Here is a 24,478-nt window from a genome sequence, read left to right on the forward strand (position 1 = left end):
ATGACGACTCTCGCTCCCATCCACGTCGGTCCGGTGCGGATCGACAGCCCCGTGCTGCTCGCGCCGATGACGGGCGTGACCGACCTGCCGTTCCGGCGGGCGGTGCGGCGCTATGGCTCGGGGCTCAACGTCACCGAGATGATCGCCAGCGCAGCGGCGATCCGTGAAACCTATCAGTCGGTCCGGAAGGCGGCCTGGGATCCGATCGAGGAGCCGGTGTCGATGCAGCTCGTCGGCTGCGATCCGCAGGCGATGGGCGAGGCGGCGAAGCTGAACGCCGATCGCGGCGCGGCGATCATCGACATCAACATGGGCTGCCCGGTCCGCAAGGTGACCAATGGCTATGCCGGATCGGCGCTGATGCGCGAGATTCCGCTGGCGACGCGGCTGATCGAGGCGACGGTGAAGGCCGTCGACGTGCCGGTGACGCTGAAGATGCGGATGGGCTGGGATCACGACAGCCTCAATGCGCCCGAACTGGCGCGGATCGCCGAGGATCTTGGCGTCAAGATGATCACGGTTCACGGCCGCACCCGCAACCAGATGTACAAGGGCTCGGCCGACTGGGGATTCGTCCGTAAGGTCAAGGACGCCGTCTCGGTGCCGGTGATCGTCAACGGCGACATCTGCTCGGTCGACGATGCGCGTGAGGCGCTCCGCCAATCGGGCGCGGACGGGGTGATGATCGGCCGGGGTGCCTATGGGCGGCCGTGGCTGCTGCGCGAGGTGATGGATGCGCTGAGCGGCGGCGAGCCCCGCGCCGAGCCGACGATCGACGAGCAATATCACGTAATTCTAGCGCATTACGCCGAAACTCTCGACCATTATGGCAACGAGGTTGGCGTTAACATGATGCGCAAGCACATCGGCTGGTACACCAAGGGGCTGCATGGATCGGCCGAGTTCCGCAACAAGGTGAACCAGGAGCCGGACGCAACGCGCGTGCTGGCGATGCTGGCCGAATTCTACGCGCCCTGGCGCAGTCGGGAGGCCGCCTGAAGCGCGGACGCGGGAGCGCAGCCGCAGGCGCGCCTGCCTTTGCGGAGCTGTTCGCCGGACTGCCGGTCGCGGTGCTCGTGATCGATCCCGACGGCCGCATCGCCCACGCCAATGCCGCGTGCGAGCTGCTGCTCAACCACAGCGAGCGGACCATGGTGGGCCAGCCCTATGACGCCGTGCTGCTGCCGCCCGAAGCCTATTCCGAGCGGCGCGACGGCCATGGCTTCTCGGCGTTCGACGTGGAGATCGAGGCAGTCCGCGGTCCGCGCGTGCGCGTGGACTTCGTGGAGACTGCGGTGCCCGACCGTCCCGGCTGGCGCATCGTGACGCTGCATCACGCCCCGGCCTCGCGACGGATGACACAGGGCGCCGAACGCACGGCCGGCGCTCGCGCTGCCGTGGGCGCGGCGGCGATGCTGGCGCACGAGATCAAGAACCCGCTTTCGGGGATCCGCGGCGCGGCGCAGCTGCTGCGCCGCGACGGCGAGGGGCGCGAGGAACTGACGGGGCTGATTACGACGGAAGTTGACCGGATTACCGCGCTGATCGACCGGATGCAGGATTTCACCGACACGCGGCCATTGAAGCTCGAGGCTACCAATCTCTATCCGCTGCTCGATCACGCCCGGCGCGTGGCGCTGGCGGGTTTCGCGCGCGGCATTCCGATCGAGGAGCGGTTCGATCCGTCGTTGCCGCCGGTGCTGGTCGATTCCGACGCATTTCTGCAAGTGCTGCTGAACCTGCTCAAGAACGCCGCCGAGGCGCTGGACGGCGTTACGGCGCCACGCATCACGCTGTCGACTGCCTATCGCCACGGCATGTCGGTGCGCGCAGGGCCGGGGCTGCCGCGCCAGCCGCTACCGATCGAAGTGCTGGTCAGCGACAACGGCCCGGGCGCCCCGACGGACATCGCCGAGCATCTGTTCGAGCCGTTCGTCTCGGGCAAACCGGAAGGCAAGGGGCTGGGCCTGCCGCTGGTGGAGAAGCTGGTTCGCGGCATGGGCGGCATCGTTCACTATCTGCGCGAGGAGGATACGACTCTGTTCCGGGTCTTGTTGGCGAGGGCGCGAGCATGAGCGAGGCGGCAACCGTGCTGGTCGTCGACGATGACGCGGCGATTCGAACCGTCGTCAGCCAGGCGCTGAGGCGCGCGGGCCATTGCGTTTCGACAGTCGCTTCGCTCGCCGAACTGAGCGAGGCGCTCAGGAGCGGGCTGCCCGACGTGCTGGTGACCGACGTGGTGCTGCCCGACGGCAATGGGCTCGACTACGTCGCCGGTCTGATCGCCGAACACCCCGAATTGCCGGTGATCGTGTTTTCGGCGCGCAATACGCTCGCAACCGCGGTGCGCGCGACCGAAGTCGGCGCTTTCGACTATCTGCCCAAGCCCTTCGATCTGGACGCACTTGGGCGCGCAGTCGCCAGTGCGAGCGCCCGGCGGAAGCGCGAACCCGCCGTTCTGCCGACGGCCGACGAGGGCGCCAGCACCACGCTGATCGGCCGATCGCCGGCGATGCAGCAAGTGTATCGCGTGATCGCGCGCGTCGTGGCGAACGACCTGACCGTCCTGATCACGGGTGAATCGGGAACCGGGAAGGAGCTGGTCGCGCAGGCGATCCATGACCTGGGCGCGCGGCGCCGGGCGCCGTTCGTGGCGCTCAACATGGCGGCGATCCCGCGCGAGCTGATCGAAGCCGAGCTGTTCGGTCACGAGCGCGGCGCCTTCACCGGTGCGCAGGCGCGCGTCGCCGGCAAGTTCGAACAGGCGGCGGGTGGGACGCTGTTCCTTGACGAGATCGGCGATATGCCGCGCGAGGCGCAGACACGGCTGCTGCGCGTGCTTCAGTCGGGAGAATTCACCACGGTGGGCGGCGCGCGATCGATCAAGGCCGATGTGCGCATCGTCGCCGCGACCAACCAGGACCTCGCGCAGCTTGTCGCCGCCGATCAGTTTCGCGAGGACCTGTTCTACCGCCTCAACGTGGTGCCGGTGGCGCTGCCGGCGCTGCGCGAACGGCGGCAGGATATTTCCCTGCTCGCGCACCATTTCCTCGAGCGCGCCGCCGAGGACGGACTGCCGCACAAGCAGCTGGACGCCGATGCGGTAGCGGCACTGACCGCCTATGATTGGCCGGGCAATGTGCGGGAGCTGGAAAATCTGATGCGGCGGATCGCTGCGCTGAGCCGCGACGAATGGATCGATGCGGACGCGGTGCGCACGGCCCTCGGCGCCGGCGCGACTGCTCCCGTGGCGCGCGACGAGGGAATCGAGACGGCCGTGCGCTCGCGGCTCGAGCGCCTGGCGATCGAGGAACCGCACGTGTTGGAGGACGGAACGCTGTATGATCGGATCATCGGCGAAGTCGAACGTCCGCTGATCGAGGCGATGCTTGCGCGCCATCAGCACAACCAGCTGCGCGCCGCACGCGCGCTCGGCATCAACCGCAACACGCTGCGCAAGCGGCTTGACACGCTCGGAATCGACGGGGCGCGGCAGGAAGGTACCGAATAGCGACAGCATGACAGGTTTTCTGTGTTTTCCGGGCAACGGTTGCGTTGTATTCCTGCAACGATGGACGCCGTGACCCAGCCAGTCGCCGAAACGCGCCCGCGCCGGACGTGGCTGCGGCGGATCGTCGTGACGCCGGCGGCGGAAGTCGCCGTGCTCGCGGTTTGGGTCGTCATCGCGGTGGCAACCTATTTCATCGTGAGCGGTGAAAGCTCGGACGAGCAATTGCTCACGCCGCTGCTGGTCGCTCTGCTGCTGGTCGCGAATCTCGTGCCGAGCATCGCGCTGCTGGTGCTGCTGGGGCGCCGCATCGCCCGGCGCCGTGCCGCACGGCAGGGGGGCGGCGAGGGGCGACTGCATGTGCGGCTGGTCGCGCTCTTCTCGGTGCTGGCGAGCGTTCCGATCCTGCTCGTCACTATCTTCGCCTCGCTGCTCATTCAGTCGGGCGTGGAATTCTGGTCGTCCGACAGGGCGCGGGGCATGCTCGACAATGCCTCGGCGATCGCGCGCGCGAACTATACGCGCGAACTGACCGACGTTGGCCGTGAAACCGTCACGATGCGCGAGGATCTGCGCTCCTATCTCGAGGCGATGCCGATCGACAGCGACGAATTCGCCTATGGATTCGGGCTGCAGGTCTATCGTCGCGAGCTGTCCGAAGGGATGATCCTCGAGGTGGGCGAGGATCACGAGATCCGATCGGTGGCGATCGTCAATCCGCACGACCGCGCGCTCGATACGGTGGTGACACGCGACATGATCGCCCAGCTGGAGCAGGGGCGCGAAGTGGTGCTGAGCCGCACGCGCGATCGCATTCAGTCGCTGACCACGTTCGAGCCGGGGAACGGCACCTATCTCTACGGCGCACGCACGCTCGATCCACTGCTGGGCGAGCAGATCCAGCGCGTGGATTCGATCATGGCCGACTATCGGGCGCTTCGCGAGCGATCGCGCACGCTGCAGCTGCGGTTCAACGTGGCGCTGCTCGGCGTGTCGCTTCTCATCGTCGGGCTCGCGGTGTTCGTGGCCCTGGCAGTCGCCGACCGGTTGGTGCGGCCAGTGCGCGAGCTGGTCGAGGCCGCGCGCCGCGTCGCCGGAGGCGATCTTACGGCGCGAGTCGCCGATCCGCGGACGAACGACGAACTCGGCACCTTGGCCAACGCCTTCAACCGCATGACGGGGCGGCTCCAGGACCAGACGGGGGCGCTGGTCAGCGCGAACGAACAGATCGAAAGCCGCCGCGCACTGATCGAAGCGGTGATGTCCGGCGTGAGCGCGGGAGTGATCTCGATCGACCCCGATCGTATCGTCCGGCTGGTGAATGCTTCGGCGATGGTGTTGCTGCGCTCCGGCGACACCAGCCCGGTCGATCGGCCGCTGGTGGATGTGGCGCCCGAACTCGATGCGCTGCTCGATGGCGCCGAACGCGAGGCGATCGTGCAGATGACGACCGGCGGCGAGGCTCGGACGCTGGCGGTGAAGATCACGCGCGACGAGCATGGCCAGGTGCTGACGTTCGACGACATCACCCAGCAGCTGCTCGATCAGCGCCGCGCCGCCTGGTCCGACGTCGCCCGGCGGATCGCGCACGAGATCAAGAATCCGCTCACACCCATCCAGCTTGCCGCCGAGCGGCTCCAGCGGCGCTACGGCAAGACGGTGGACCCGGAGGACGGCGTCTTCGCGCGGCTGACCGACACGATCGTGCGGCAGGTGGGCGATCTGCGCCGCATGGTCGACGAATTCTCGTCCTTTGCGCGGATGCCCAAGCCCGTCTTCCGGCGCGAGTCGCTGCTCGACATCGCGCGGCAGGCGCTGTTCCTTCACGAAGTCGCGCATCCGGGCATCCGCTTCGCGCTTGAGGCGCCCGACCCGCCCCCGCAGCTCGTTTGCGACCGGCGCCAGATCGGCCAGGCGCTCACCAATGTCGTCAAGAACGCGGTCGAGGCCGTGCAGGCGCGCGGCGAGAATGCGCCCAAGGGCGAGGTCCGCATGGCGCTGCGCGAAGGGGAGGGCGGGCTGCTCTATGTCGAAGTCACCGACAACGGCATCGGCCTTCCGCCCGAGCGGGACCGGATCGTCGAGCCCTATATGACTACGCGCAGCCGCGGCACGGGGCTTGGCCTGGCGATCGTCAAGAAGATCGTCGAGGAGCATTGCGGTACGATCGATTTCGCCGACAGCGACAGCGGCGGCACGCGCGTGACTCTGTGCTTCGACGCGAGCGCGCTCGATGCGCTCGAAGCCGCCAATGGCGGCGACGCGGCGGCCATACGGCCCGCTGAACTCACTCAGGATGGTGGACGCTCATGACACTCGACATTCTCGTCGTCGACGACGAACGCGATATTCGCGAGCTGGTCGCCGGCGTGCTCGAGGACGAAGGCTATGAGACCCGCGGCGCGGCGGACAGCGACGAAGCGCTCGAAGCGATCGCGGAGCGCCGGCCGAGCCTGGTGCTGCTCGACGTGTGGCTGCAGGGCTCCCGGCTGGACGGGCTCGAGCTGCTCGACGAGATCAAGCGACGCGACCCGTCGCTGCCCGTGCTGGTGATCTCCGGCCACGGCAATCTCGACACTGCCGTCGCGGCGATTCGACGGGGCGCGGCCGATTTCATCGAGAAGCCGTTCGAAGCCGAGCGGTTGTTGCTGATGGTAGAGCGCGCAACCGAGACCGAGCGGTTGAAGCGGGAAGTCGCTTCGTTGCGTGCGACGGTGGGCCGTGACACCGATCTCACCGGAAATTCGACTGCGATCAACGCAGTGCGCGCGACGCTCAAGCGCGTGGCGTCCACCGGCAGCCGCGTCCTGATCACTGGCGGGCCGGGGACCGGCAAGGAAGTGGCGGCGCGCCTGCTGCATGGCTGGAGCATGCGTGCCGGCGGACCGTTCGTGATCGTCAGCGCGGCGCGGATGACGCCCGAGCGAGTCGAGGAGGAACTGTTCGGCGTGGAGGAGGGGGGCGACCTGGTGCGCCCGGGGCTGCTCGAGCAGGCGCACGGCGGCACGTTGTTCCTCGACGAGATTGCCGACATGCCGGTGGCCACGCAGGCCCGGATCCTGCGCGTGCTGACCGACCAGAGCTTCAGCCGTGTCGGCGGCCAGCGCACGGTGCGCGTCGACGTGCGCGTCGTCTCCGCGACGTCACGCGACCTGATGGGCGAAATCGCGGAGGGACGCTTCCGAGAGGATCTGTACTATCGGCTCAACGTCGTGCCTGTCGCAATTCCCGCGCTGACGGATCGCCGCGAGGACATCCCGGTGCTCGTGGAGCATTTCGTAGCCCATTACGCGCGCGAGCGCCGCGTTCCCACGCCCGAAGTGGCGGGCGACGCCATGGTGGCGCTGCAGAGTTACGAATGGCCCGGCAACGTCCGCCAGCTGCGCAACGTCGTCGAGCGCACCGTCATTCTGGCGCCCGGCGACCGTATCGGCCGGATCGATCTCGACCTCCTGCCGCCCGAGGTGCTGGGCAATGCAGCGGATTCGAACAATGGAGTCGCCTCGACCGCGATCATGGGGACGCCGCTCAAGGAAGCGCGCGAGACATTCGAGCGCGAATATCTTCGTATCCAGATCCGGCGCTTCTCGGGGAATATCTCACGCACGGCGAGCTTCATCGGAATGGAGCGATCGGCGCTGCACCGCAAGCTCAAGCTGCTCGGGATCACCGAAACGCGCGAGGACTGACGCGAGCGGCCGCGCCGCAATCGCCACGCTGGACGCGGGCCGCGCCAGCACCTAGATTGGCGCGTGCCCGCCCTCCGGCGGGTGCTCCGACGCCGGGGAACGGCGCGCCGCGGGAAAATTCCGCCAAGAACAAGGAGGCGACATGGCCGAAAAGCAGGCTTCGCTCCAAGACCTTTTCCTGAACTCGCTGCGCCGCTCGAAAGTGCCCGTGACGATGTTCCTCGTAAAGGGCGTGAAGCTTCAGGGTATCGTCACCTGGTTCGACAATTTCTCGGTGCTGCTGCGCCGTGACGGCCAGTCGCAGCTGATCTACAAGCATGCGATCTCCACCATCATGCCCGCCGGTCCGATGGATACCTCCGCGCTGCTCGAAGCGGTTGGAGAGTTCCAGCACAAGAACCCGGTATTGCAGGAGATCTTTCTGAACGCTGTGCGAAAGGCCGAGGAGAACGTCACGATGTTCCTGGTGAACGGGGTGATGCTCCAGGGGCAGATCGCCGGGTTCGACCTGTTCTGCATGCTGCTCCAGCGCGAGGGCATGGCGCAGCTCGTCTACAAGCATGCGGTGTCCACCATCCAGCCCGCGCACCCGCTCAATCTCGCCGACGAAGCGAGCGGATCGGACGCCGATTGAGCACGGGATTCGATCGCGAGGCGGATGATTTCGCCCGTGGCGCGCGTGCGGTCGTGGTGTATCCGGACATCGGCGGCTCTTCGCGCGATTCCGAGGCTCGGCTCGAGGAAACCGCCGGGCTTGCCGCGGCGATCGGGATCGAGGTGCACGAGCGCGTTTCGTTTCGGCTGCGTCAGCTCAAGCCGGGCACGCTGATCGGATCGGGACAAGTCGACACGCTGGCGGAAACCGTGCGCGACCAGGAGTTGCAGCTCGCCGTCTTCGATGCCGCACTGACGCCGGTGCAGCAGCGCAACCTGGAAACAGCGCTCGGCTGCAAGGTGATCGACCGTACCGGCCTGATCCTCGAAATCTTCGGCGAGCGTGCGCGCACCGCCGAAGGCCGCTTGCAGGTCGAACTCGCGCATCTCGACTATCAGGCAGGTCGGCTCGTTCGTAGCTGGACCCATCTCGAGCGGCAGCGCGGCGGCTTCGGCTTTCTCGGCGGCCCGGGGGAGACACAGATCGAGGCCGACCGTCGGCTGATCCGCGACCGCATGGCGCGGCTGCGGCGCGAGCTCGATCAGGTGAGCCGCACCCGCACGCTCCAGCGTGACAGGCGCCAGCGGGCACCCTGGCCGGTAATCGCGCTCGTGGGCTATACGAACGCCGGAAAGTCCACGCTTTTCAATCGGCTGACCGGCGCTGACGTCATGGCGGAGAATCTGCTGTTCGCCACGCTCGATCCCACGTTGCGGCAGATTTCGCTGCCGGGGATCGACAAGGCGATTCTTTCGGACACGGTGGGGTTCGTGTCCGAACTGCCGACGCAGCTCGTCGCGGCCTTCAGGGCGACGCTGGACGAAGTGGTTTCGGCCGATCTGTTGATCCATGTCCGCGACATCGCCCATCCAGACACAGAGGCGCAGCGGGCCGATGTCGAGAAGGTTCTCGAAGAGATCGGCGTGGCCGAGACGACTCCGCGCTTCGAGGCGTGGAACAAGATTGACCTGATGGACGAGGAGCGCCGGGCCGAATTGCGCGAACTCGCCGATACCAGAGAGGATATCGTCACCGTATCCGCATGGACGGGCGAGGGGATCGACACGCTTGTCGAGAAGGTCGCGGCGAAGCTGACTGCTGGCCACCGGCGCTATACGATCCTGCTCGATCCTGCGGATGGCGCCGGAGCGGCCTGGCTGCATCAGCATGGCGACGTGCTCGACCAGCGCGTGGAGGAAGGAAGTTCGGTGTACGAGGTGCGAATGGCGCCCCGGGATTATGAGCGGTTCGAGGCGCGAACCACCTGAACCACCGTCAGAAACATGACGATTGACTAGGAAACAAACTGCCTGTAGTTTCCTAGGCAATTATCGAGTCGTGCCATGTCCGAACTTCCATCTCTGACTTCCCACCTCGGCTATTGGCTGCGGCTGGTTTCGAACCAGGTGTCGAGCCGATTCGCGCGACGGCTGGAGGGGGAGGGCGTCACGGTGGCCGAATGGGTGGTGCTTCGCGAGCTCCATGATAGCGGCCCAGTGCCGCCGAGCGGCCTGGCCGAACGCCTCGGGCTGACCCGAGGCGCAGTGACCAAGCTGGCCGACCGCCTGGAGACGAAGGCTCTGGTGACGCGAGACCGCGACGGGGAGGATCGCCGCAGCCACCGGCTCGCGCTGACCTCAGCCGGCAAAGCCCTCCTCCCGGCACTGGCGGCGGCGGCGGATGCGAATGAGGACTCGTTTTTCGGCCGTCTGGAGGCCGACGACCGGGCCACGCTCGAACGGATATTGAAGCAACTTGTCGACGACCACGCGATTGCCGGCGCGGCGATCGACTGACCTCTGAGAGAAGGAAGCGATATGACACCCGTACAGCGGAAGACAGCGGAGCTTTGCCTTCGCGACGCGGAAACCGGCACGGCGGAATTCCCCGCGATCGTGGCCAGGCTCATCGACGCTGGATTCGACGGCTATCTGGTCGATCTGCGCGCAGGCACGGCGCGTTACTATGACGCCTCCGGCGACAGTGTCGATGTTGCGCATCGGCAGGGGCCGGAGCGAGTCGAAGCCTGTTTCACGCCCGACGCGCTGCAATCAGCGATCCGCGAAGCGCAGACGAAAGCTCCCGGTTACAGCTACCCGGGTTTCTGCGCCAAGGCGGCGGAGGCAGGGTGCGCGGGCTATCTGGTCTCATTCCCCGGACGGCGCGTTCTGTATTTCGGCCGCACGGGCGATACGCACGTGGAGCATTTCCCAACGGCCGACTGAATGGCGGATGCAAGCGGCGGTGCGAACACGCGTCCCGCCGCCAGCGACTGCCTCAGCGCGCTTTGACTCGGGTCCAGAGCGCCTCTTTGGCCTCGAGATCGAGAGCGGCGAAGCGCTCTCCGGCTTCGTTCTCCATCGCCCGGAAACGCCGCTCGAACTTTGCATTCGCCGACCGTAGCGCGGCTTCGGGATCGACGCCTTGCTTGCGCGCCCAGTTGACGACGGCAAACAGCAGGTCACCGATCTCCTCAGCACGATCCACGTCGTTTTCGGCCGCCTCGACCTCCGCCAGCTCCTCATCGATCTTGGCTCGGGCGCCACAGGCATCGGGCCAGTCAAAGCCCAGGCGGGATGCACGTTTCTGTAACTTTTCCGCGCGTAACAGGGCAGGGAGGGAAAGCGCGACTCCCGCCATGGCGCTGTCGTCGGTCGCCTTCTCGCCCCGCTCCTCGGCCTTGATGTGTTCCCAGTCGCCGCGGTGCTCGGCATCCCCGAAGATGTGCGGGTGGCGCCGCTCCATCTTGTCGCAGATGCTGGCGATGACATCCGGCAGCGCGAAATGGCCGGATTCCTCGGCAATGCGCGCATGGAAGACGACCTGGAGCAGCAAGTCGCCGAGTTCGTCCCGCAGGTCGCGCATGTCGCCGCGGTCGATCGCGTCGGCGACCTCATAGGCTTCCTCGATCGTGTAGGGCGCAATGGTCGCAAAACTTTGGGCGACGTCCCATTCGCAGCCGCGCTGCGGGTCGCGCAGCCGCTCCATGATCGCGGTCAAGCGCGCGAGATCTCCGGGAGCGGTCATCGGCTGCGACCCTTTCCAAGCCACATGCTTGGAACGATAATATACATTATGTAAAGTTCACTCGAGTTCGGCCTTGGCGCCGTTCGATGGGCTCTCGACGCTCTGCGCGCTGCTCCCCGGCTCCAGGATGAGCGTGTTGTTCTCGACGCGCCACGAACCGAGCCGCGACAGGAAGTTCATGCCTAGCACGTCGAGATTGCCGAAGCTTGGCGCCACGACAACGCCGAGGTTCTCGGTGCGCAGCGGCCCCAAGGCCACGCGCTCGATGCGGGCGCGCTGCGCGGCAACGCTGCCGTTGGCGGTCTGGATCACCACCGGGAAACCCGCGCCGCCGGTCTCGATGCCCGCGGCCTGTGCAGTCTGCTCGGAGATTGCAGTGATCGTTGCGCCCGAGTCGATCAGCATCCGTCGCGGCACTCCATTGAGAGTCGCCCGCGCCCAGAAATGGCCATCGGGGCTCATCCGGATGCGTACCGTCTCGCCCTCGACGCGCTGGCTCCCGAGACCCAGCTGGTCGCCGACTCGAGCGAAGACGCCGCTCAGTTCGTGGCGATGCGAGATGACGACGAACAGGATGAGCCCGATCCCCGTCCACACGGCGAGCCCGCGCAGGATCGTCCCGACGCTCGTGCGGCGCGCAGCGAGCGCGCTCACCACCAGGACGAGCACTCCGACGGTCCAGAGGAGGTTGATCGTCTCGCTTTCGCTCACGCGGCGATCTCCAGCCCGTCGAACCCCGGCTCGACGCCTTCGGGCAACTCGGCGGCAAGCGTAGCATAGTCCATGCTGTTATCCATATGCATCAGCGCTGACCGGCGCGGGCGCAGTTCAGCGATCCAGCCGAGCACGGCGTCGAGCGTCGAATGGCTCGGGTGCGGCTCGCGCCGCAACGCGTCGACGACCCAGATTTCCAGCCCTTCATACAGGCTGCGCATGTCTTCGGTCATCGCATTGAAATCCGTGGCATATCCAATCGACTTGCCGCCATGTTCGAAGCGCAATCCGGCCGAGGTTATGCCGCCATGCGGCTGATCGGTGACGCGGATCCGCAAGTCGCCGATCGTGAGTACGTCCGGCAGCGGCGTCATGGTGGCAGTCGGGCGGTAGCCGCCGCGGCCGAAGAAAACATAGTCGAACCGCTGCTCGAGCCGTTCGGCGGTCCAGGGCCGGGCGAAGCCCGGGACCGGGGAGCCGCGCTCGTGCATGATCTGCCGCAAATCGTCGATGCCGTGGCAATGGTCGGCGTGATCGTGCGTCCAGATCACTGCGTCCACCGCAGCCACGTCGGCCGCGAGAAGCTGAGCGCGCATGTCCGGCCCCGTGTCGACCAGCACGGTCGTCGTGGCAGTGGAGACGAGCACGGAGGCGCGCGTTCGCCGGTTTTTCGGCTCGGCCGGATCACAGCGGCCCCAGTCATTGCCGAGCCGCGGCACACCCGAGGATGTGCCCGATCCAAGGATGCGGATCTTCATCGTGCCTTGCGTGCCGCCGCTCAGGTTCGCGTCCTCGCGAACAGCGTGTGGAAATTCTCGCGTGTCGCCTGGGCCAGTTCGCCGGGATCCTCGCCGCGCAGCTCCGCCAGGAACCGGCAAGTGTCCGCAACGAACGCCGGCTCGCCGGTCTTTCCGCGGTGCGGCACCGGCGCGAGGAAGGGCGCATCGGTTTCGATCAACAGCCGTTCGCGCGGCAGCCGGGCTGCGGTCTCCTGGAGATCCTTGGCGTTGCGGAACGTCACGATACCGGAAATCGAAATGTAGAAGCCAAGATCGAGCGCGATATCGGCGAAGGCGCCGCTAGCCGTGAAACAGTGGATCACGCCGGGAAAGCCGCCCTTCCCCATTTCCTCCCGCAGGATTTCGGCGGTGTCGTCCTCGGCGTCGCGGGTGTGGACGACGATCGGCAGCTGCGTCTCGCGGCACGCGGCGAGATGTGCGCGGAAGCTTGCCCGTTGCCGGTCGCGATCCGAATGGTCGTAATAATAGTCGAGCCCGCTTTCGCCGATGCCGACGACGCGCCGATGGGCGGCGCGGGCGACCAGCTTGGCAGTGTCCACGTCGGGATGCTTGTCGGCTTCGTGCGGATGGATGCCCACAGTCGCCCAAACGTCTGGCTCACGCTCGGCAGTGGCGAGCACGTCATCCCATTCGCTCTCGCGCGTGGCGATATTGAGCATGGCGACGACCCCCCGCTCCCGCGCACGCGAGAGAACGGCGTCCTGATGCTCGACCAGACCCTTGTAATTGAGATGGCAATGGCTGTCCGCCAGCATCATGCCGGTGCATCCTCCGTCTGCTGCAAGTCCAGCCTGGGGAAGATGGGGGTCGGAGGCGCGATGCGAAACCCCGAATTCGCCAGCCGATCATACCACTCCGCGTCGGCGAGAGCGGCGTGGCTGCGATCCTCGATGCCCAGCTGGTCGAGCAGCTTCCCCGCCGAGGCAGGCACGACCGGCAGAATCGCGATCGCGAGGTCGCGGATCGCGCGAAGCAGCGTTCCGAGCACGGCGTGCATCCGATCGGGATCAGTCTTGCGCAGCGCCCAAGGGGCCTGGGTGTCGATATAGGCATTGCAGGCGAACACGGCGCGCATCCACGATTCCAGCGCCTGGGTGATCGCGAGCTCGGCGAAATGCGACCGATATTCGTCGATGCAGCTGCGGACAGTATCGAGCAGCGCATCGTCGGCGGCGTCGCCCTTCCCCGCCTCCGGGAACGCCCCTTCGAGGTTTTTCGCGATGAAGGCGAGCGTGCGCTGCGCAAGGTTTCCGAAACTGTTTGCCAGATCTGAATTCGCCCGCAGAACAATGGCTTCATCCGAATAGCTACCATCGTTTCCGAAGCTGATGTCGCGCAGCAGGAAATAGCGGAGCGGATCGACGCCATAGCGCTCGGCCAGCGCCACCGGGTCCGCGACATTGCCTGCCGACTTCGACATCTTCTCGCCGCCGCGGGCAAGCACGAAGCCATGGCCGAACACTTGCCTGGGCAGCGGCAAGCCTGCCGACATCAGGAACGCCGGCCAGTAGACCGCGTGGAAGCGGACAATGTCCTTGCCGATCAGGTGCAGGTCGGCAGGCCAATAGCGCGCAAAATCGCCGCCCCTCTCCGGATAGCCGACACCAGTGATATAGTTGGTGAGCGCATCGACCCAGACGTACATCACATGGCCGGGCGATCCCGGCACCGGCACGCCCCAATCGAAGCTGGTTCGGCTGACCGAAAGGTCGACCAGCCCGCCCTCGACGAAACGCAGCACTTCGTTCCGGCGGCTCTCCGGCCGGATGAAGTCGGGATTGGCGGCAAAATGATCGAGCAGCGGCTGCTGATATTTCGAAAGGCGGAAGAACCAGGTTTCCTCCGCCGTCCATTCGACCGGCGTGCCCTGCGGCGAGAGCTTCTGTCCGCCCTCGCCTTCGACCAGTTCCTTCTCTTCGTAGAAGGCTTCGTCGCGAACGGAATACCAGCCCTCATAGCGATCGAGATACAGGTCGCCCGCATCCGCCATCGCCTGCCAGATCGCCTGGCTGGCGGCGAAATGCGCAGGCTCGACCGTGCGAATGAAACGATCGGATGAAATGTTCAGATCGTTCACGAGATCATTGAAATATCCCGACATTTCATCGGCAAGAGCGCGCACCTCAACATCGCGCCCGCGCGCCGTCTGCACCATCTTGAGCCCGTGCTCGTCGGTACCGGTCTGGAAGCGGACGTCGCGGCCCGCCTGCCGCTGGAAGCGCGCGATCGCATCGGCGGCGATCATCTCATAGGCGTGCCCGATGTGCGGACGCCCGTTCGGATAGTGGATCGCGGTGGTGATATAATAGGGATCGACCATGCGCGCGGCTTAGAGCGATTTGCCGGGCGCGCAAAGAGGCGACGCCTCAGTTGCGAGGCGCGAGGCGCGCCACCAGGCCGCTCATCTCGAACACGGTCGCGCCGGAATCGAGCGAGAGGCCGACCGCGCTTCCGGCGAGTGCCACGGCTGCCTCATAGGCATCGAGCGCCTCACGAAGCGCCGGCCCCCGCAGCGCGCGGGCGCGTTCGGCAATGAAGCTCGGTGCGCGATCGAGAAACGCTTCGTAGCGCGCCTGCGCCGCCTTTGTGCCGAGCAGCTTGGCAAGGCGCGCGCGCACCACGTTCGAAGGGTCGCCGCCTTCGGCCAGGGCGAAAAGCTCGGTCTCCAGCGCCGCCAGATCGAGCCCGGCGAAGCGCAGGGCGCGACCGGGCGAGCCCTCCCCCGCGCGCTTCAGCGCATCGATTTCCGCCGCGCTCGCTTCCGGCAGTTCGGTGCGGAGGATGGCAGTGATCTGGGCATCGCTCAACGGTTCGAAGCGCAGCAGTCGACAGCGCGAACGGATGGTCGGCAGCAGCCGGCCCGGCGAATGGCTGACGAGCAGGAAGATCGTGCCCGCAGGCGGCTCTTCGAGGATCTTCAGCAGCGCGTTGGCAGCCGATCTCTCCAGATCATCGGCGCTGTCCACGACGACCACCCGGCGCGACGACAAGGCAGGCTTCGCCCCCGTCGCATGGATGAGCGCGCGCGCCTGATGCACGCTGATGCCGCGTCGAACGGCCTCGTCCTTCGCCTCGATCTCGTCGGGCGGCGAAAATTCCGGAAAGCTGGCGCGCAGGAAGCGCACCCGGTCCGGCGCAACGATGCGGTTCAGCGCCGAATAGCTGGTCTTGTCGGGCGCAACGGAGCCAGGCAGCCGGGCGAGCTCGAAATAGTCAGGATGCGCCGCCGCGGCGAACATCCGCGTCGTCCTGTCCGCCATCAGCCGGTGCCAGGGCATGTCGAACGGCTCGGGCCCGCTCGCCGATGCCAGCAGCCTCAGCGCCGCGAACCGCGCGAAGCTGGCCTTGCCCAATCCTTCCGGACCGGCGATCAGCCAGCCATGATGGAGGGCCTGACCGCTTACCGCATCCGCGAAGGCTGCCCGAGCGGCTTCGTTTCCGACAAATCCCGGCTCGGCGGCGGACCGGTCAGGCAAGACCGAGCAGCGACATGAGGCCCACCCAGATGCGCCGGAAGAAGCCCGCTTCGGCGACGTCCTTCTCCGCCACCAGCGGAAGCGTCTGGGGCTCCATGCCGGGAATGGTGACGATCAGGTCGGCGATGTGGTCACCGGCGGCGATCGGCGCCTGGATCGGCCCCTGATAGACGACGCGCGCCTGCATGTCCGGTGCGGAGCCGGCGGGCACGGTGACGGTCAGTGCCTGCGGTGCGACGAGACCGACGCTTCCGGCCGAGCCACCCTGCACTTCGGCGGTTTCGACGACACGGCCCTGGTTCACGATGGGGCGCGCGTTCCAGGCGCGGAAGCCCCACTGCATGAAGCGCACCGACTCCTCGGCGCGGCCGCCGTAGCTGTCGAGACCGGCAAGGACCATCACAAGCCGGCGGCCGTTCTGCTCGGCCGATCCGGTGAAGCCATAGCCCGCTTCTTCGGTGTGGCCGGTCTTCAGCCCGTCGGCGCCCTCGACCCGGCCGAGCAGCGGGTCGCGATTGGGCTGGCGAATGGTGGTCCCGTCGGCAGTCGTCCAGGCGAAGTCGTGCTGCGAATAGAAACGCTCGTAGAGATCGGGGAAATTCTGGATCGTCGCCGCCGCCAGCGTGGCCAGGTCACGCGCCGAGACATAGGTGCGCCCCTCGTCCGGCCAGCCGTTGGAATTGCCGAAGTGGCTGTTCGAAAGGCCAAGCTCGCGTGCCTTCTGGTTCATCAGATTGACGAAGGCTTCCTCGGTCCCTGCGATGCCCTCGGCGAGCACCACCGATGCGTCATTCCCCGACAGCGTGACGACGCCGTGGAGCAGATCGCCGATGCTGACCTGCTGGTTCGCCGAGAGGAACATCGTCGAACCCTGCGAATGCCACTGGCGCCAGGTTTCGGGCCGCACCTCGACCTTCTTGTCGAGGCTCAGCTCGCCGCGCTTGATGAGGTCGAACGCGACATAGGTCGTCATCATCTTCGCCATCGACGCGGGCGGGATGCGCCGATCGGGGTTGCGCGCAAACAGCACCGCACCCGACGAGAGATCCTTCATGAAGGCGATTTCGGCCGGCGTGTCGAACGACGGCGCCTGCGCGGCGGCGGGGATGGCAAGGAGCAGCGCGGAGAGAGCGGCGAACAGCTTCTTCATGATGTCGTGGTCCGGGGATCTGGAGGGTGGTTAGTCGTTGGTGAAGACGCGCGCGTCGCCGAAGCCGCGCTGCGCGGCGCGCGCGCGGGCGCTTTCGGCCTCGGCAGCGGTGGCGAAGGGCCCCATTTGAACGCGATAGAGGCCGCGCGCCGGCTGCACGAAGCCGCCGAGGCTCTGCGCGAGCGACTGGGCGCGGCTCTGGTTCGAAAGCGCGGCGACCTGAACATAGTAGCGGCCGCGCGGTGTCGCCGCAGCCGGCGCAGCGCCGGGCGGCGGATAGCCGGCACCCGGAGCAGCGCCCTGCACGGGCGGTGCGGCGGCCACGGCAGGCGGCGCGGCACCGAGCCGGTTGCGCAGCCCGACGAGCAGCGGTTCGGGCGCGTCGATCCGCGGCGGAGCCGCGCCGCCGGCGCGCACCGCCGCCTGATCCTGCGCCGAGGGATTTACCTTGCGGACGCGCACCGGAGTCGTGTCGCGGATGCCGAGCTGCTGCGCCGCCGCCGGAGACAGGGCGATTTCGCCCCTGCCCGGCGCCATCGCGCCTGTGACCAGCACCAGGATCGTGCGCCCGCTGTCGAGCGCCGTGACTTCGACGAAGGTGCCGGTCGGCAGCACCGGGTGCACCGCAACGACCTGACTCGCGGTCGCTGGATCCTCGCTGGCAAGGCCGCGCACGCTGGCATAGCCGACCTGATCGTAGCGGCTCTCCGTCGGATCGGTCTGGGATGTCCCCTGCGGGCCGCTGCTGGGCGGCGGGCCACCCGGCTGCGGCATCGCGGCCGGGTAGTCGGGGTAGCCTTGCTGCGGGTAGGGTACCGGTGCTGCGCCCTGCTGCATATCCGCGGGATAGACCCATTCCGGATCCTCGCGCATTGCGCCACAGGCGGACAGCGACAGCAGCGCGCCCAGCGCCGCGAGGCTAACGTGCGACTTCATCAGCCAGGATCCCCACCGAGAGCGCATAGAAATTTGAGCAATTATAGTCGAGGATGACGCGATAATTGCCCGTCAGCAAATAGGCTGTGTTCCCCGGCCCGTCGGGTTCGAGCAGCGTCGCCTGGACGTCGTCGGCGGGCCACATGCCGCGTTCGGGAACGACGCCCATCGCGCGCCACTCCGCCATGCTGCGCCACTGGCTGTGCCGTTCGTGCACGCGCGGGCACCGCGGCGAAGTCGTTTCGTTGGCGATCGCGATCCGATCGAGCGTGTCGGGCACGCTGACGGGAATGCCCCAGGGCTGGTTCGGCCGCCACCCGGCGTTGGAAAGATAGTTGGCGATCGAAGCGAGCGTGTCGGCGTCGCTCGACCAGATATCGGCCAGCCCGTCCCCGTCGCCGTCGCGCGCCAGCCGCAGATAGACCGACGGGAGGAACTGCGGCCCGCCGAGCGCTCCTGCCCAACTGCCGGTCAGTTTGTCGCGCGGCACGCCCATGTCGATCATCTTCAGCGTAGCGAGCAGCTCGCCTTCGAACAGTTCGCGCCGCCGCCCTTCATAGGCCAGCGACGCCAGCGCGCGCGGAGCATCGAAGCCGCCCATGATCGCGCCATAATTGGTTTCGTGGCCCCAGATCGCGACCATGATCGATTCGGGAACGCCGGTTTCCGCTTCTATGCCCGCAAGCCGGCTGCGCTCGCGACGATAGGCCGCCTGCCCGCGGGTGATCCGTGCGGTATCGACGTGCCGTTCGCGATAGGGCGCGAACATCGGGATCGGCGCATTGGCGCTCCCGCCCGGCTGGTCGCGGTCGAGCTCGATCACCCGCTGGTTCAGCGTCAGCCCCGGCAGCACGGATTCGATCGCGCGGCGACTGATCCCCTGGGCCTCGGCTTTTTGCGCAACGGTCTGCAGATAGGCCTGGAAGCCTGCCTCGTCCTGCGCAATCGCCGATCCACCGGCAAGCGCCGCCGCCGCAACGGTCAGCGCACCGATCACAGTTCCACGCAACGCAACTCGCAATGTTCGCATGGGTCACTCTCTGCCACAGCGGCGGCGCGGGCTGAACCCCCAAAGACGACTTGCGCGCAAGATCACACCGCAATAGCGGACGAATAACAGGGAGAGGTGGCCGAGTGGTTTAAGGCAGCGGTCTTGAAAACCGCCGTGGGTTCACGCTCACCGTGGGTTCGAATCCCACCCTCTCCGCCATCATTCGTCCGTCAGCAGGGTCCAGGCTGCGCTGGCGATTCCCCCACGAACGGTCACTTGTGGTGTGTCGCTGTCGCCGTCCATGCGCACCTCGATGCGCGTGTCGATCGCCGATCGGCCGCGATGCGGCCGGCGCTCGTCCCGGAGCCCGGCCGAAACGACATGAAGGCGCTGATCGTCGATGCGTTGGCCGCGGTCCTCAGCGACGCTCCAGGCAGCCTCAGCAGCGCTCGGGGCGGCGCCGAAGCGGGCGGACGGCGCCTCTGCACCGTGGGCGAGAAAATCATTGCCGAATGCGCGGGAGCGCTCCGGAACCGTCATCGTCTCGAATGTCGAGAAACCGGGAGTGGCGGCGGACCGGCCCGCATCCCTCCCGCGCCCGGTCAAGTTCGCCGACAGGAGATTCGGCGAGGACGGAACGCTATCGGAGGTGACCCGCTGATCGAGGAGGAGCAGCAACAGGACGTCGCGCGTCGGCAGAGCAGTTCGGCCGTCGCTCTGATCTCCAGCGGCAGGCAGCGCCGCCTCCAGCAGTAGCATGCAGAGCCAGCCAGCCTGCATCGCCTGATCCCCTGCAACGAAGAAGCAGAGGATGGCCGCTCGATCGGGGCGATGCAATCATGCGGTTACGGTCGCTGTCGGAAAGGCGCGGAGCGAATCAGGAGGCGACGAGCGCCTCGAAAGCCTCGACGGGCAGCGGATTTCGGAATTCGCAGCCGGCCTCGAAATCATCGGCCCAGACGACGCGTGCGGCGCAATGTCCCACATTGGGAAGGGTCAGCCAGACCATACTTCCCGCCTTGAGTGCCGAGTAGGTCTGGAGGCGTGCACCGTGCATCGAAAGATCGGTCACCTTGCACAGCGCCCGATCAAGGCCCCCGCGCCCGATCCTCGCGTCGAGCGAGACCGGCGCGCGCGAGCTGCGCCGACGGCCGAGCCCTTCGGCGGGCTCGACCTCGGCCGCGAACATGACGGATCTGCCCTGCATCATCCGTGCAAGGCTAATCAGATGTGGCTAATGGCGCGTTAACGCCGCTGCCGGATCACTTCTTGCGAAGCGAGATCCCGCCGCCGAAGCGCTTGTTGAAGCGCGCGACCTGGCCGCCGGCATCGAGGAGGCGCTGGTTGCCGCCGGTCCAAGCCGGATGCGCGAGCGGGTCGATGTCCAGCTGCAGCGTGTCACCTTCGCTGCCCCAGGTGGAGCGCGTTTCGAACACGGTGCCGTCGGTCATCTGCACCTTGATCATGTGATAATCGGGGTGCGCGTCTTTCTTCATGTCTCAAATCCTTGGAAATCCCGCCGGTTTCCGACCGGCAGCGAAGGCGCGGCCCCTAGCAGAGCCGCCCGCCGCTGGCAATGGGCGGAGCCGCGTCAGCCTGCCTTGGGCGGATCGGCGATCATCGCAGTGAATTCGCACTCGGTCGCGATGTCGTCCCCGAGCAGGGCCTTGCCCGCGAACTTGCAGACGCGCGCGCGCTTCTGAACGAATTCGACCTCGAGCCGCAGCAGCACGCCCGGTTCGACCGGCTTGCGAAACTTCACGCCGTCGATGCTCATGAAGTAGACGAGCTTGCCCGATCCGGCGAGGCCGAGGCTCTCGACCGCGAGCACGCCCGCCGCCTGCGCAAGCGCCTCCACCTGGAGGACGCCCGGCATGATCGGCCTTCCGGGAAAATGCCCCTGGAAGAACTCCTCGTTCATCGACACGGCCTTGATCGCGACGATCCGCTGATCGGGAACGAGTTCCTCGACTCGATCGACCAGCAGCATCGGGTAGCGATGCGGCAGTGCGGCCATCACGCGGCCGATGTCGAGCGGGCCGATCACGGCCCGCTCGTTCGTGTCGGCGGCGTCGCTCACCGGCCCTGCGGCTGCGCCTGGGGCGCGGCCTGCTGCTGCTGCTGCTGCTCGCCACCGGGCTGCCAGCCGGCCGGCGGGGTCGTCGAAACGCTCGGCAGCGCCGTGTTCAGTTCGTTCACCACATCCTGCGTCACATTGACCGACGGGAGAAACTTCACGGCGGAGTCGGGACGCAGCACGATCGCGAGCTGACGGTTCTGCATCACGCGATCGACCGCGGCCTCGAGCTGCGCAACGACCTGCTCCTCGGCATAGGCCTGGGCGAGCGCGACCGGCTGGAGGATCGTGTTCAGTTCCTGCTGGGCGGCCTGCTCGCGCTGCTGAATCGCCTGATACTGCTGCGTCAGCGCCTGACGATCGGCGTTCTGCGCCTGCTGCGCCTGCTGGAACGCCTGCACCTGCGGCTGCAGCTCGGTCTGGATCGCCTGGCGACGCTGCTGTGCCTGCTGGATCTGCGCGGCATAGGTCGTCTGGATCTGCTGCATCGCGGCCTGATAGGCGGCCGAGCGCTGCACGACTTCGGGCAGATTGACGACGCCGATGCCCGGCGCGGTCTGCGCGGCGGCGGGAACTGCGACGGCGACGGCCGAAGCGGAAACGAGTGCGGCGGTGAGTGCCGTTGCGAAGCTCTTCATCAGAATTGTGTCCCTACGTTGAAGGTGAACAGTTTGGGGTCGTCGCCCTCTTCGGTGATCAGCGCCTTGGCCACGTCGATCCGCAGTGGGCCGAAGGGAGAATTCCAGTTGACGCCGACCCCGACCGACAGGCGCGGCATCGCGGAGTTCCCCACGAACCGCTCGAAGAACGGCGCAGTTCCGGGTGCCGTGGGGTTTACCGCCGTCCCCGAGCAGGGCTCCGAGGCGCTGGCCGCATAGCCGATCGAACAGGTGGTCAAACGGCTCGCCAGGACGCCGGAGCTGGTGGTGTAGCTGTTGACGTAGAGCTGATTGCCGGCATCGTCCAGCTGCGGGCTGGGCAGCAGAGTCGGCGAGCCATCGGCGTTGGTCAGCGGATTGCCTGCCGCGTCGGTGGCGCGCGGGAAAGCCACCGTCCGCAGCGGTTCGGTAATGTCAAACAGAGCACCCGCCTGCACGAAGACCGAAGGGCGCAGGCCCAGCTCGCGCGCGCCGCTTCCGAGCGGAATCTCGAGCTCGGCCTTGGCGAGATAATAGGCCTTGCCGCCGATCGCATCGTCGATAATCCGATCCTCGTCGGTCACCAGCAGCTGCGTGCCCGTCGTCGGATCCCCGGTGTAGGGAATCCGCTGCACGCGCGGACCGACGCCGCGAATATCGAATCCGCGGAACTGCGGCTCGCCGAGATAGAATCGGTCGGTAATGCGGACCGGATCGATGCCGGGGCCCGGGCTCTCCTCGAGCGAGTGAATATAGCCGCCTTCGGCTCCTACCGAGAAGATGAAGCCGCTGCCGACGTCCCAGTATTTGTCGAACTCGGCACGGCCGCGAAGATAGCGCACGTCGCCGCCGAGACCCGCGAAGTCGAGGCCGAGCACGAGTCGGTTGCCGCGCGACGGGCGGATCCGGCTGTTGAGGCTGTCATGGATCACCGACACGCCGATCATCGACGTGAGCCGCTCGCCCACGGCCTCGCAATAGTAGCGGCCGGCGCGCGCGGGATCGCAATTGCCCTGCGCGTCGTTGAACGAACTGTCGAGGAACACATCGTCGTACGTCAGCGTGTAACGACCCGAGAGCGTCCAGAATTCGGTGAGCGGAACGCCGGTGACGAGCTGGAAACCGGTCGAAACCTGGCTGTAGGTCGTCTCGCGATCATTGCCGACATAGTTGAACGCATTGTAGTCGCGGCGGAAGATCGTTCCGCCCAGTGCGATGTTGCGATCGAACAGATAGGGCTCGGTGAACCCCAGCTCGGCCGATTTCGAATAGGACGAGTAGCTGAGCGAGGCGGACAGCGTCTGCCCCTTGCCGCGGAAATTCCGCTGCCGGATCGAGCCCTGAAGGATGAAGCGCTCGAGGCTCGAGAAACCGGCCGACAGCGTGAGTTCGCCGGTCGCCTTTTCCTCGACGTTCGCCGCCAGGATGATGCGATCGGGCGACGAACCCTCCCGCTGCTCGATCTCGAAGCCTTCCTGGAAATACCCCAGCGAGTTGATGCGGTCCTGCGAGCGCTTGACGAGGAAGGTGTTGAAGGCATCCCCCTCCGCCACGCGGAACTCGCGGCGGATCACTTCGTCCTGCGTCTGGGTGTTGCCGGTGATCTCGATCCGCTCGATGTAGGTGCGGTTCGCCTCGGCAACGTTGAAGTTGATCCCCATGGTGAGGTCTTCGCGGTTGCGCTGGAACTCGGGCCGCACGTCGGCGAAGGCATAGCCGTACAGACCAGCCATCTCGCTGAGCTGGTCGACTGCATCCTCGACCTTCTTCGCGTCGTACCAGTCACCTTCGCGGAACGGCAGCGAGGCAGCGAGCGCCTGATCGTTGAAATCGCGGATCGCACTGTCGACCGTCACGTCGCCGAATTTGTAGCGTTCCCCCTCTTCCACGACATAGGTGATAATGAAATCGCGGTTGTCCGGCGTCAGCTCGGCCACTGCCGAGATCACGCGAAAATCCGCATAGCCCTGTGTCAGATAGAATTGGCGCAGCTTCTGCTGGTCATAGGCGAGACGATCCTGGTCATAGCTCGTGTTCGAGCTGAAGATCGTCCAGAGCCGGGACTGTTTCGTCGCCATCTCGCCGCGCAGCTCGCCGTCGGAGAACTGCTCGTTGCCGATGATGTTGATCTGGCGAACCTTGGACTTCGGCCCCTCGCGGATCTCGAACACCACGTCGACGCGGTTCTGGTCGAGCATCACCATCTGCGGCTCGACCACTGCGGCGAACCGCCCCTGGCGACGATAGAGCTCGACGATGCGGGCGACATCGGCACGAACCGCGGTCCGCGTGAAGATCTGGCGCGGCGCGAGCCGGATTTCCGGAGTGATCTTGTCGTCCTTGAGGCGCTTGTTGCCTTCGAGGAGCACGCGGTTGATGATCGGATTCTCGCGAATGCGGATCACGATGTCGCCCGTCTCGGCGCCGGCGATCGTCACGTCGGCGAGCAGGTCGCTCGCGTAGAGATCGACAATCGCCTGGTCGAGCGTTTCGTTCGTATAGGGCTGGCCGACACGAAGCTGGGTGTAGGAAAGCACCGTCTCCCGCTCGATGCGCTGCGCACCCTCGACCTGGAGCGAACGGATCACGCGCTGCTCCTCCTGAGGAGCCGCCACCGGGGCCTGGGCAGGCGCCGGAGCTTGCTGCGGAGCAGAGGCCTCCTGGGCGAGGGCAGGCACCGCGATCACGAGGCCCGCGAGCATCGAGCCCGCGAGCAACGTACCGGTGGCGCGTGCGCCGAAATTGCTAGCCTTGATCGCTGTCACCATCCCACCCCAAGTCGGAAAATCGTCATGGCCCGGCTGCCCTGCCTGCACC

At 66.6% G+C, this 24,478-nt stretch carries 24 protein-coding genes and 1 tRNA gene; 10 read left to right on the top strand and 15 right to left on the bottom strand.

The annotated features are described in order from the left end of the window. The 9 genes from dusB to H7V21_RS01835 all read left to right on the top strand — a co-directional run bounded on the left by dusB (nucleotide 1) and on the right by H7V21_RS01835 (nucleotide 10,077). The gene (gene dusB, locus H7V21_RS01795; protein ID WP_188054937.1) at nucleotides 1-999 is read left to right on the top strand and encodes a tRNA dihydrouridine synthase DusB; all 999 of its coding nucleotides are present in this window, start codon (nucleotides 1-3) and stop codon (nucleotides 997-999) included. Then, complete coding sequence (locus H7V21_RS01800) at nucleotides 975-2,075, top strand: ATP-binding protein (protein ID WP_188056295.1); 1,101 nt, start codon at nucleotides 975-977, stop codon at nucleotides 2,073-2,075. The genes dusB and H7V21_RS01800 overlap by 25 nt, the downstream gene beginning before the upstream one ends. Continuing rightward, nucleotides 2,072-3,511 carry a nitrogen regulation protein NR(I) gene (gene ntrC / locus H7V21_RS01805; RefSeq protein ID WP_188054938.1) on the top strand — a complete coding sequence of 480 codons (1,440 nt, stop codon included), beginning with the start codon at nucleotides 2,072-2,074 and terminating at the stop codon, nucleotides 3,509-3,511. The genes H7V21_RS01800 and ntrC overlap by 4 nt, the downstream gene beginning before the upstream one ends. 60 nt (nucleotides 3,512-3,571) lie before the next feature. After that, nucleotides 3,572-5,821 carry an ATP-binding protein gene (locus tag H7V21_RS01810; RefSeq protein ID WP_188054939.1) on the top strand — a complete coding sequence of 750 codons (2,250 nt, stop codon included), beginning with the start codon at nucleotides 3,572-3,574 and terminating at the stop codon, nucleotides 5,819-5,821. After that, the gene (locus tag H7V21_RS01815; protein WP_188054940.1) at nucleotides 5,818-7,197 is read left to right on the top strand and encodes a sigma-54-dependent transcriptional regulator; all 1,380 of its coding nucleotides are present in this window, start codon (nucleotides 5,818-5,820) and stop codon (nucleotides 7,195-7,197) included. Before H7V21_RS01810 ends, H7V21_RS01815 begins: the two co-directional genes overlap by 4 nt. 142 nt (nucleotides 7,198-7,339) lie before the next feature. Beyond that, nucleotides 7,340-7,831: an RNA chaperone Hfq gene (gene hfq / locus H7V21_RS01820; protein WP_188054941.1), complete on the top strand. Its 492-nt coding sequence runs from the start codon at nucleotides 7,340-7,342 to the stop codon at nucleotides 7,829-7,831. Further along, nucleotides 7,828-9,120 (top strand): GTPase HflX, encoded by a 1,293-nt coding sequence (gene hflX, locus H7V21_RS01825; RefSeq protein ID WP_188054942.1) that lies wholly within the window; start codon nucleotides 7,828-7,830, stop codon nucleotides 9,118-9,120. The genes hfq and hflX overlap by 4 nt, the downstream gene beginning before the upstream one ends. Before the next feature lie 75 nt (nucleotides 9,121-9,195). Then, on the top strand, nucleotides 9,196-9,648 hold the full coding sequence (locus tag H7V21_RS01830) for a MarR family winged helix-turn-helix transcriptional regulator (protein ID WP_188054943.1): 453 nt from the start codon (nucleotides 9,196-9,198) through the stop codon (nucleotides 9,646-9,648). A 21-nt stretch (nucleotides 9,649-9,669) separates the two neighbouring features. Then, a complete protein-coding gene (locus H7V21_RS01835; protein WP_188054944.1) occupies nucleotides 9,670-10,077 on the top strand; it encodes a DUF1398 family protein in 408 nt (135 codons plus the stop codon). Between the two features lie 52 nt (nucleotides 10,078-10,129). Here H7V21_RS01835 and mazG read toward each other — a convergent pair whose 3' ends face one another. From mazG to H7V21_RS01880, 9 genes are read right to left on the bottom strand one after another with little or no spacing between them, the layout of a single operon-like run. Then, nucleotides 10,130-10,879, bottom strand: a complete 750-nt coding sequence (gene mazG, locus H7V21_RS01840) for a nucleoside triphosphate pyrophosphohydrolase (protein WP_188054945.1) — start codon at nucleotides 10,877-10,879, stop codon at nucleotides 10,130-10,132. A gap of 57 nt (nucleotides 10,880-10,936) precedes the next feature. Beyond that, on the bottom strand, nucleotides 10,937-11,590 hold the full coding sequence (locus tag H7V21_RS01845) for a TIGR02281 family clan AA aspartic protease (protein WP_188054946.1): 654 nt from the start codon (nucleotides 11,588-11,590) through the stop codon (nucleotides 10,937-10,939). Continuing rightward, nucleotides 11,587-12,351, bottom strand: a complete 765-nt coding sequence (locus H7V21_RS01850; RefSeq protein ID WP_188054947.1) for an MBL fold metallo-hydrolase — start codon at nucleotides 12,349-12,351, stop codon at nucleotides 11,587-11,589. The genes H7V21_RS01845 and H7V21_RS01850 overlap by 4 nt, the downstream gene beginning before the upstream one ends. 20 nt (nucleotides 12,352-12,371) lie before the next feature. Next, nucleotides 12,372-13,148, bottom strand: coding sequence for a TatD family hydrolase (locus H7V21_RS01855; protein ID WP_188056296.1), 777 nt, complete (start codon nucleotides 13,146-13,148; stop codon nucleotides 12,372-12,374). Continuing rightward, a complete protein-coding gene (gene metG, locus H7V21_RS01860) occupies nucleotides 13,148-14,713 on the bottom strand; it encodes a methionine--tRNA ligase (RefSeq protein WP_188054948.1) in 1,566 nt (521 codons plus the stop codon). Before metG ends, H7V21_RS01855 begins: the two co-directional genes overlap by 1 nt. A 46-nt stretch (nucleotides 14,714-14,759) precedes the next feature. Continuing rightward, nucleotides 14,760-15,869: a DNA polymerase III subunit delta' gene (locus H7V21_RS01865; RefSeq protein ID WP_188054949.1), complete on the bottom strand. Its 1,110-nt coding sequence runs from the start codon at nucleotides 15,867-15,869 to the stop codon at nucleotides 14,760-14,762. Next, entirely contained in the window at nucleotides 15,862-17,019 is a 1,158-nt protein-coding gene (locus H7V21_RS01870; protein ID WP_188054950.1) for a D-alanyl-D-alanine carboxypeptidase family protein, read from the bottom strand. Before H7V21_RS01870 ends, H7V21_RS01865 begins: the two co-directional genes overlap by 8 nt. A 30-nt stretch (nucleotides 17,020-17,049) precedes the next feature. Continuing rightward, entirely contained in the window at nucleotides 17,050-17,955 is a 906-nt protein-coding gene (locus H7V21_RS01875) for an SPOR domain-containing protein (protein ID WP_188054951.1), read from the bottom strand. Further along, a complete protein-coding gene (locus H7V21_RS01880; RefSeq protein WP_188054952.1) occupies nucleotides 17,939-18,985 on the bottom strand; it encodes a lytic transglycosylase domain-containing protein in 1,047 nt (348 codons plus the stop codon). The genes H7V21_RS01875 and H7V21_RS01880 overlap by 17 nt, the downstream gene beginning before the upstream one ends. Nucleotides 18,986-19,075: 90 nt before the next feature. Here H7V21_RS01880 and H7V21_RS01885 point away from each other — a divergent pair. Further along, nucleotides 19,076-19,165 (top strand) — tRNA-Ser (locus H7V21_RS01885). Here the strand turns inward: H7V21_RS01885 and H7V21_RS01890 are convergent. From H7V21_RS01890 to bamA, 6 genes are all read right to left on the bottom strand, one after another. Next, the gene (locus H7V21_RS01890; protein ID WP_188054953.1) at nucleotides 19,166-19,783 is read right to left on the bottom strand and encodes a hypothetical protein; all 618 of its coding nucleotides are present in this window, start codon (nucleotides 19,781-19,783) and stop codon (nucleotides 19,166-19,168) included. A gap of 40 nt (nucleotides 19,784-19,823) precedes the next feature. Further along, nucleotides 19,824-20,135, bottom strand: a complete 312-nt coding sequence (locus tag H7V21_RS01895; RefSeq protein ID WP_188054954.1) for a PilZ domain-containing protein — start codon at nucleotides 20,133-20,135, stop codon at nucleotides 19,824-19,826. 73 nt (nucleotides 20,136-20,208) lie between these two features. Further along, nucleotides 20,209-20,442, bottom strand: coding sequence for a 50S ribosomal protein L31 (gene rpmE, locus H7V21_RS01900; RefSeq protein ID WP_188054955.1), 234 nt, complete (start codon nucleotides 20,440-20,442; stop codon nucleotides 20,209-20,211). Nucleotides 20,443-20,537: 95 nt separating this feature from the next. Continuing rightward, complete coding sequence (gene fabZ, locus H7V21_RS01905; protein WP_262504119.1) at nucleotides 20,538-20,963, bottom strand: 3-hydroxyacyl-ACP dehydratase FabZ; 426 nt, start codon at nucleotides 20,961-20,963, stop codon at nucleotides 20,538-20,540. Nucleotides 20,964-21,022: 59 nt separating this feature from the next. Then, nucleotides 21,023-21,661, bottom strand: a complete 639-nt coding sequence (locus H7V21_RS01910) for an OmpH family outer membrane protein (protein WP_188054956.1) — start codon at nucleotides 21,659-21,661, stop codon at nucleotides 21,023-21,025. Then, on the bottom strand, nucleotides 21,661-24,429 hold the full coding sequence (gene bamA, locus H7V21_RS01915) for an outer membrane protein assembly factor BamA (RefSeq protein WP_188054957.1): 2,769 nt from the start codon (nucleotides 24,427-24,429) through the stop codon (nucleotides 21,661-21,663). Before bamA ends, H7V21_RS01910 begins: the two co-directional genes overlap by 1 nt. Nucleotides 24,430-24,478 lie beyond the last annotated feature (49 nt).

It is taken from the genome of Sphingosinithalassobacter sp. CS137 (assembly GCF_014334115.1).
Lineage (GTDB): Bacteria > Pseudomonadota > Alphaproteobacteria > Sphingomonadales > Sphingomonadaceae > Sphingomonas.

Coding starts and splice junctions, on each gene's coding strand:
- hfq (WP_188054941.1), top strand. CDS start 7,340: ATGGCCGAAAAGCAGGCTTCGCTCCAAGACCTTTTCCTGAACTCGCTG.
- metG (WP_188054948.1), bottom strand. CDS start 14,713: ATGGTCGATCCCTATTATATCACCACCGCGATCCACTATCCGAACGGG.
- dusB (WP_188054937.1), top strand. CDS start 1: ATGACGACTCTCGCTCCCATCCACGTCGGTCCGGTGCGGATCGACAGC.
- ntrC (WP_188054938.1), top strand. CDS start 2,072: ATGAGCGAGGCGGCAACCGTGCTGGTCGTCGACGATGACGCGGCGATT.
- H7V21_RS01910 (WP_188054956.1), bottom strand. CDS start 21,661: ATGAAGAGCTTCGCAACGGCACTCACCGCCGCACTCGTTTCCGCTTCG.
- H7V21_RS01835 (WP_188054944.1), top strand. CDS start 9,670: ATGACACCCGTACAGCGGAAGACAGCGGAGCTTTGCCTTCGCGACGCG.
- H7V21_RS01875 (WP_188054951.1), bottom strand. CDS start 17,955: ATGAAGTCGCACGTTAGCCTCGCGGCGCTGGGCGCGCTGCTGTCGCTG.
- H7V21_RS01895 (WP_188054954.1), bottom strand. CDS start 20,135: ATGTTCGCGGCCGAGGTCGAGCCCGCCGAAGGGCTCGGCCGTCGGCGC.
- rpmE (WP_188054955.1), bottom strand. CDS start 20,442: ATGAAGAAAGACGCGCACCCCGATTATCACATGATCAAGGTGCAGATG.
- H7V21_RS01870 (WP_188054950.1), bottom strand. CDS start 17,019: ATGAAGAAGCTGTTCGCCGCTCTCTCCGCGCTGCTCCTTGCCATCCCC.
- mazG (WP_188054945.1), bottom strand. CDS start 10,879: ATGACCGCTCCCGGAGATCTCGCGCGCTTGACCGCGATCATGGAGCGG.
- H7V21_RS01855 (WP_188056296.1), bottom strand. CDS start 13,148: ATGCTGGCGGACAGCCATTGCCATCTCAATTACAAGGGTCTGGTCGAG.
- bamA (WP_188054957.1), bottom strand. CDS start 24,429: ATGGTGACAGCGATCAAGGCTAGCAATTTCGGCGCACGCGCCACCGGT.
- H7V21_RS01815 (WP_188054940.1), top strand. CDS start 5,818: ATGACACTCGACATTCTCGTCGTCGACGACGAACGCGATATTCGCGAG.
- H7V21_RS01830 (WP_188054943.1), top strand. CDS start 9,196: ATGTCCGAACTTCCATCTCTGACTTCCCACCTCGGCTATTGGCTGCGG.
- H7V21_RS01810 (WP_188054939.1), top strand. CDS start 3,572: ATGGACGCCGTGACCCAGCCAGTCGCCGAAACGCGCCCGCGCCGGACG.
- H7V21_RS01850 (WP_188054947.1), bottom strand. CDS start 12,351: ATGAAGATCCGCATCCTTGGATCGGGCACATCCTCGGGTGTGCCGCGG.
- H7V21_RS01880 (WP_188054952.1), bottom strand. CDS start 18,985: ATGCGAACATTGCGAGTTGCGTTGCGTGGAACTGTGATCGGTGCGCTG.
- fabZ (WP_262504119.1), bottom strand. CDS start 20,963: ATGGCCGCACTGCCGCATCGCTACCCGATGCTGCTGGTCGATCGAGTC.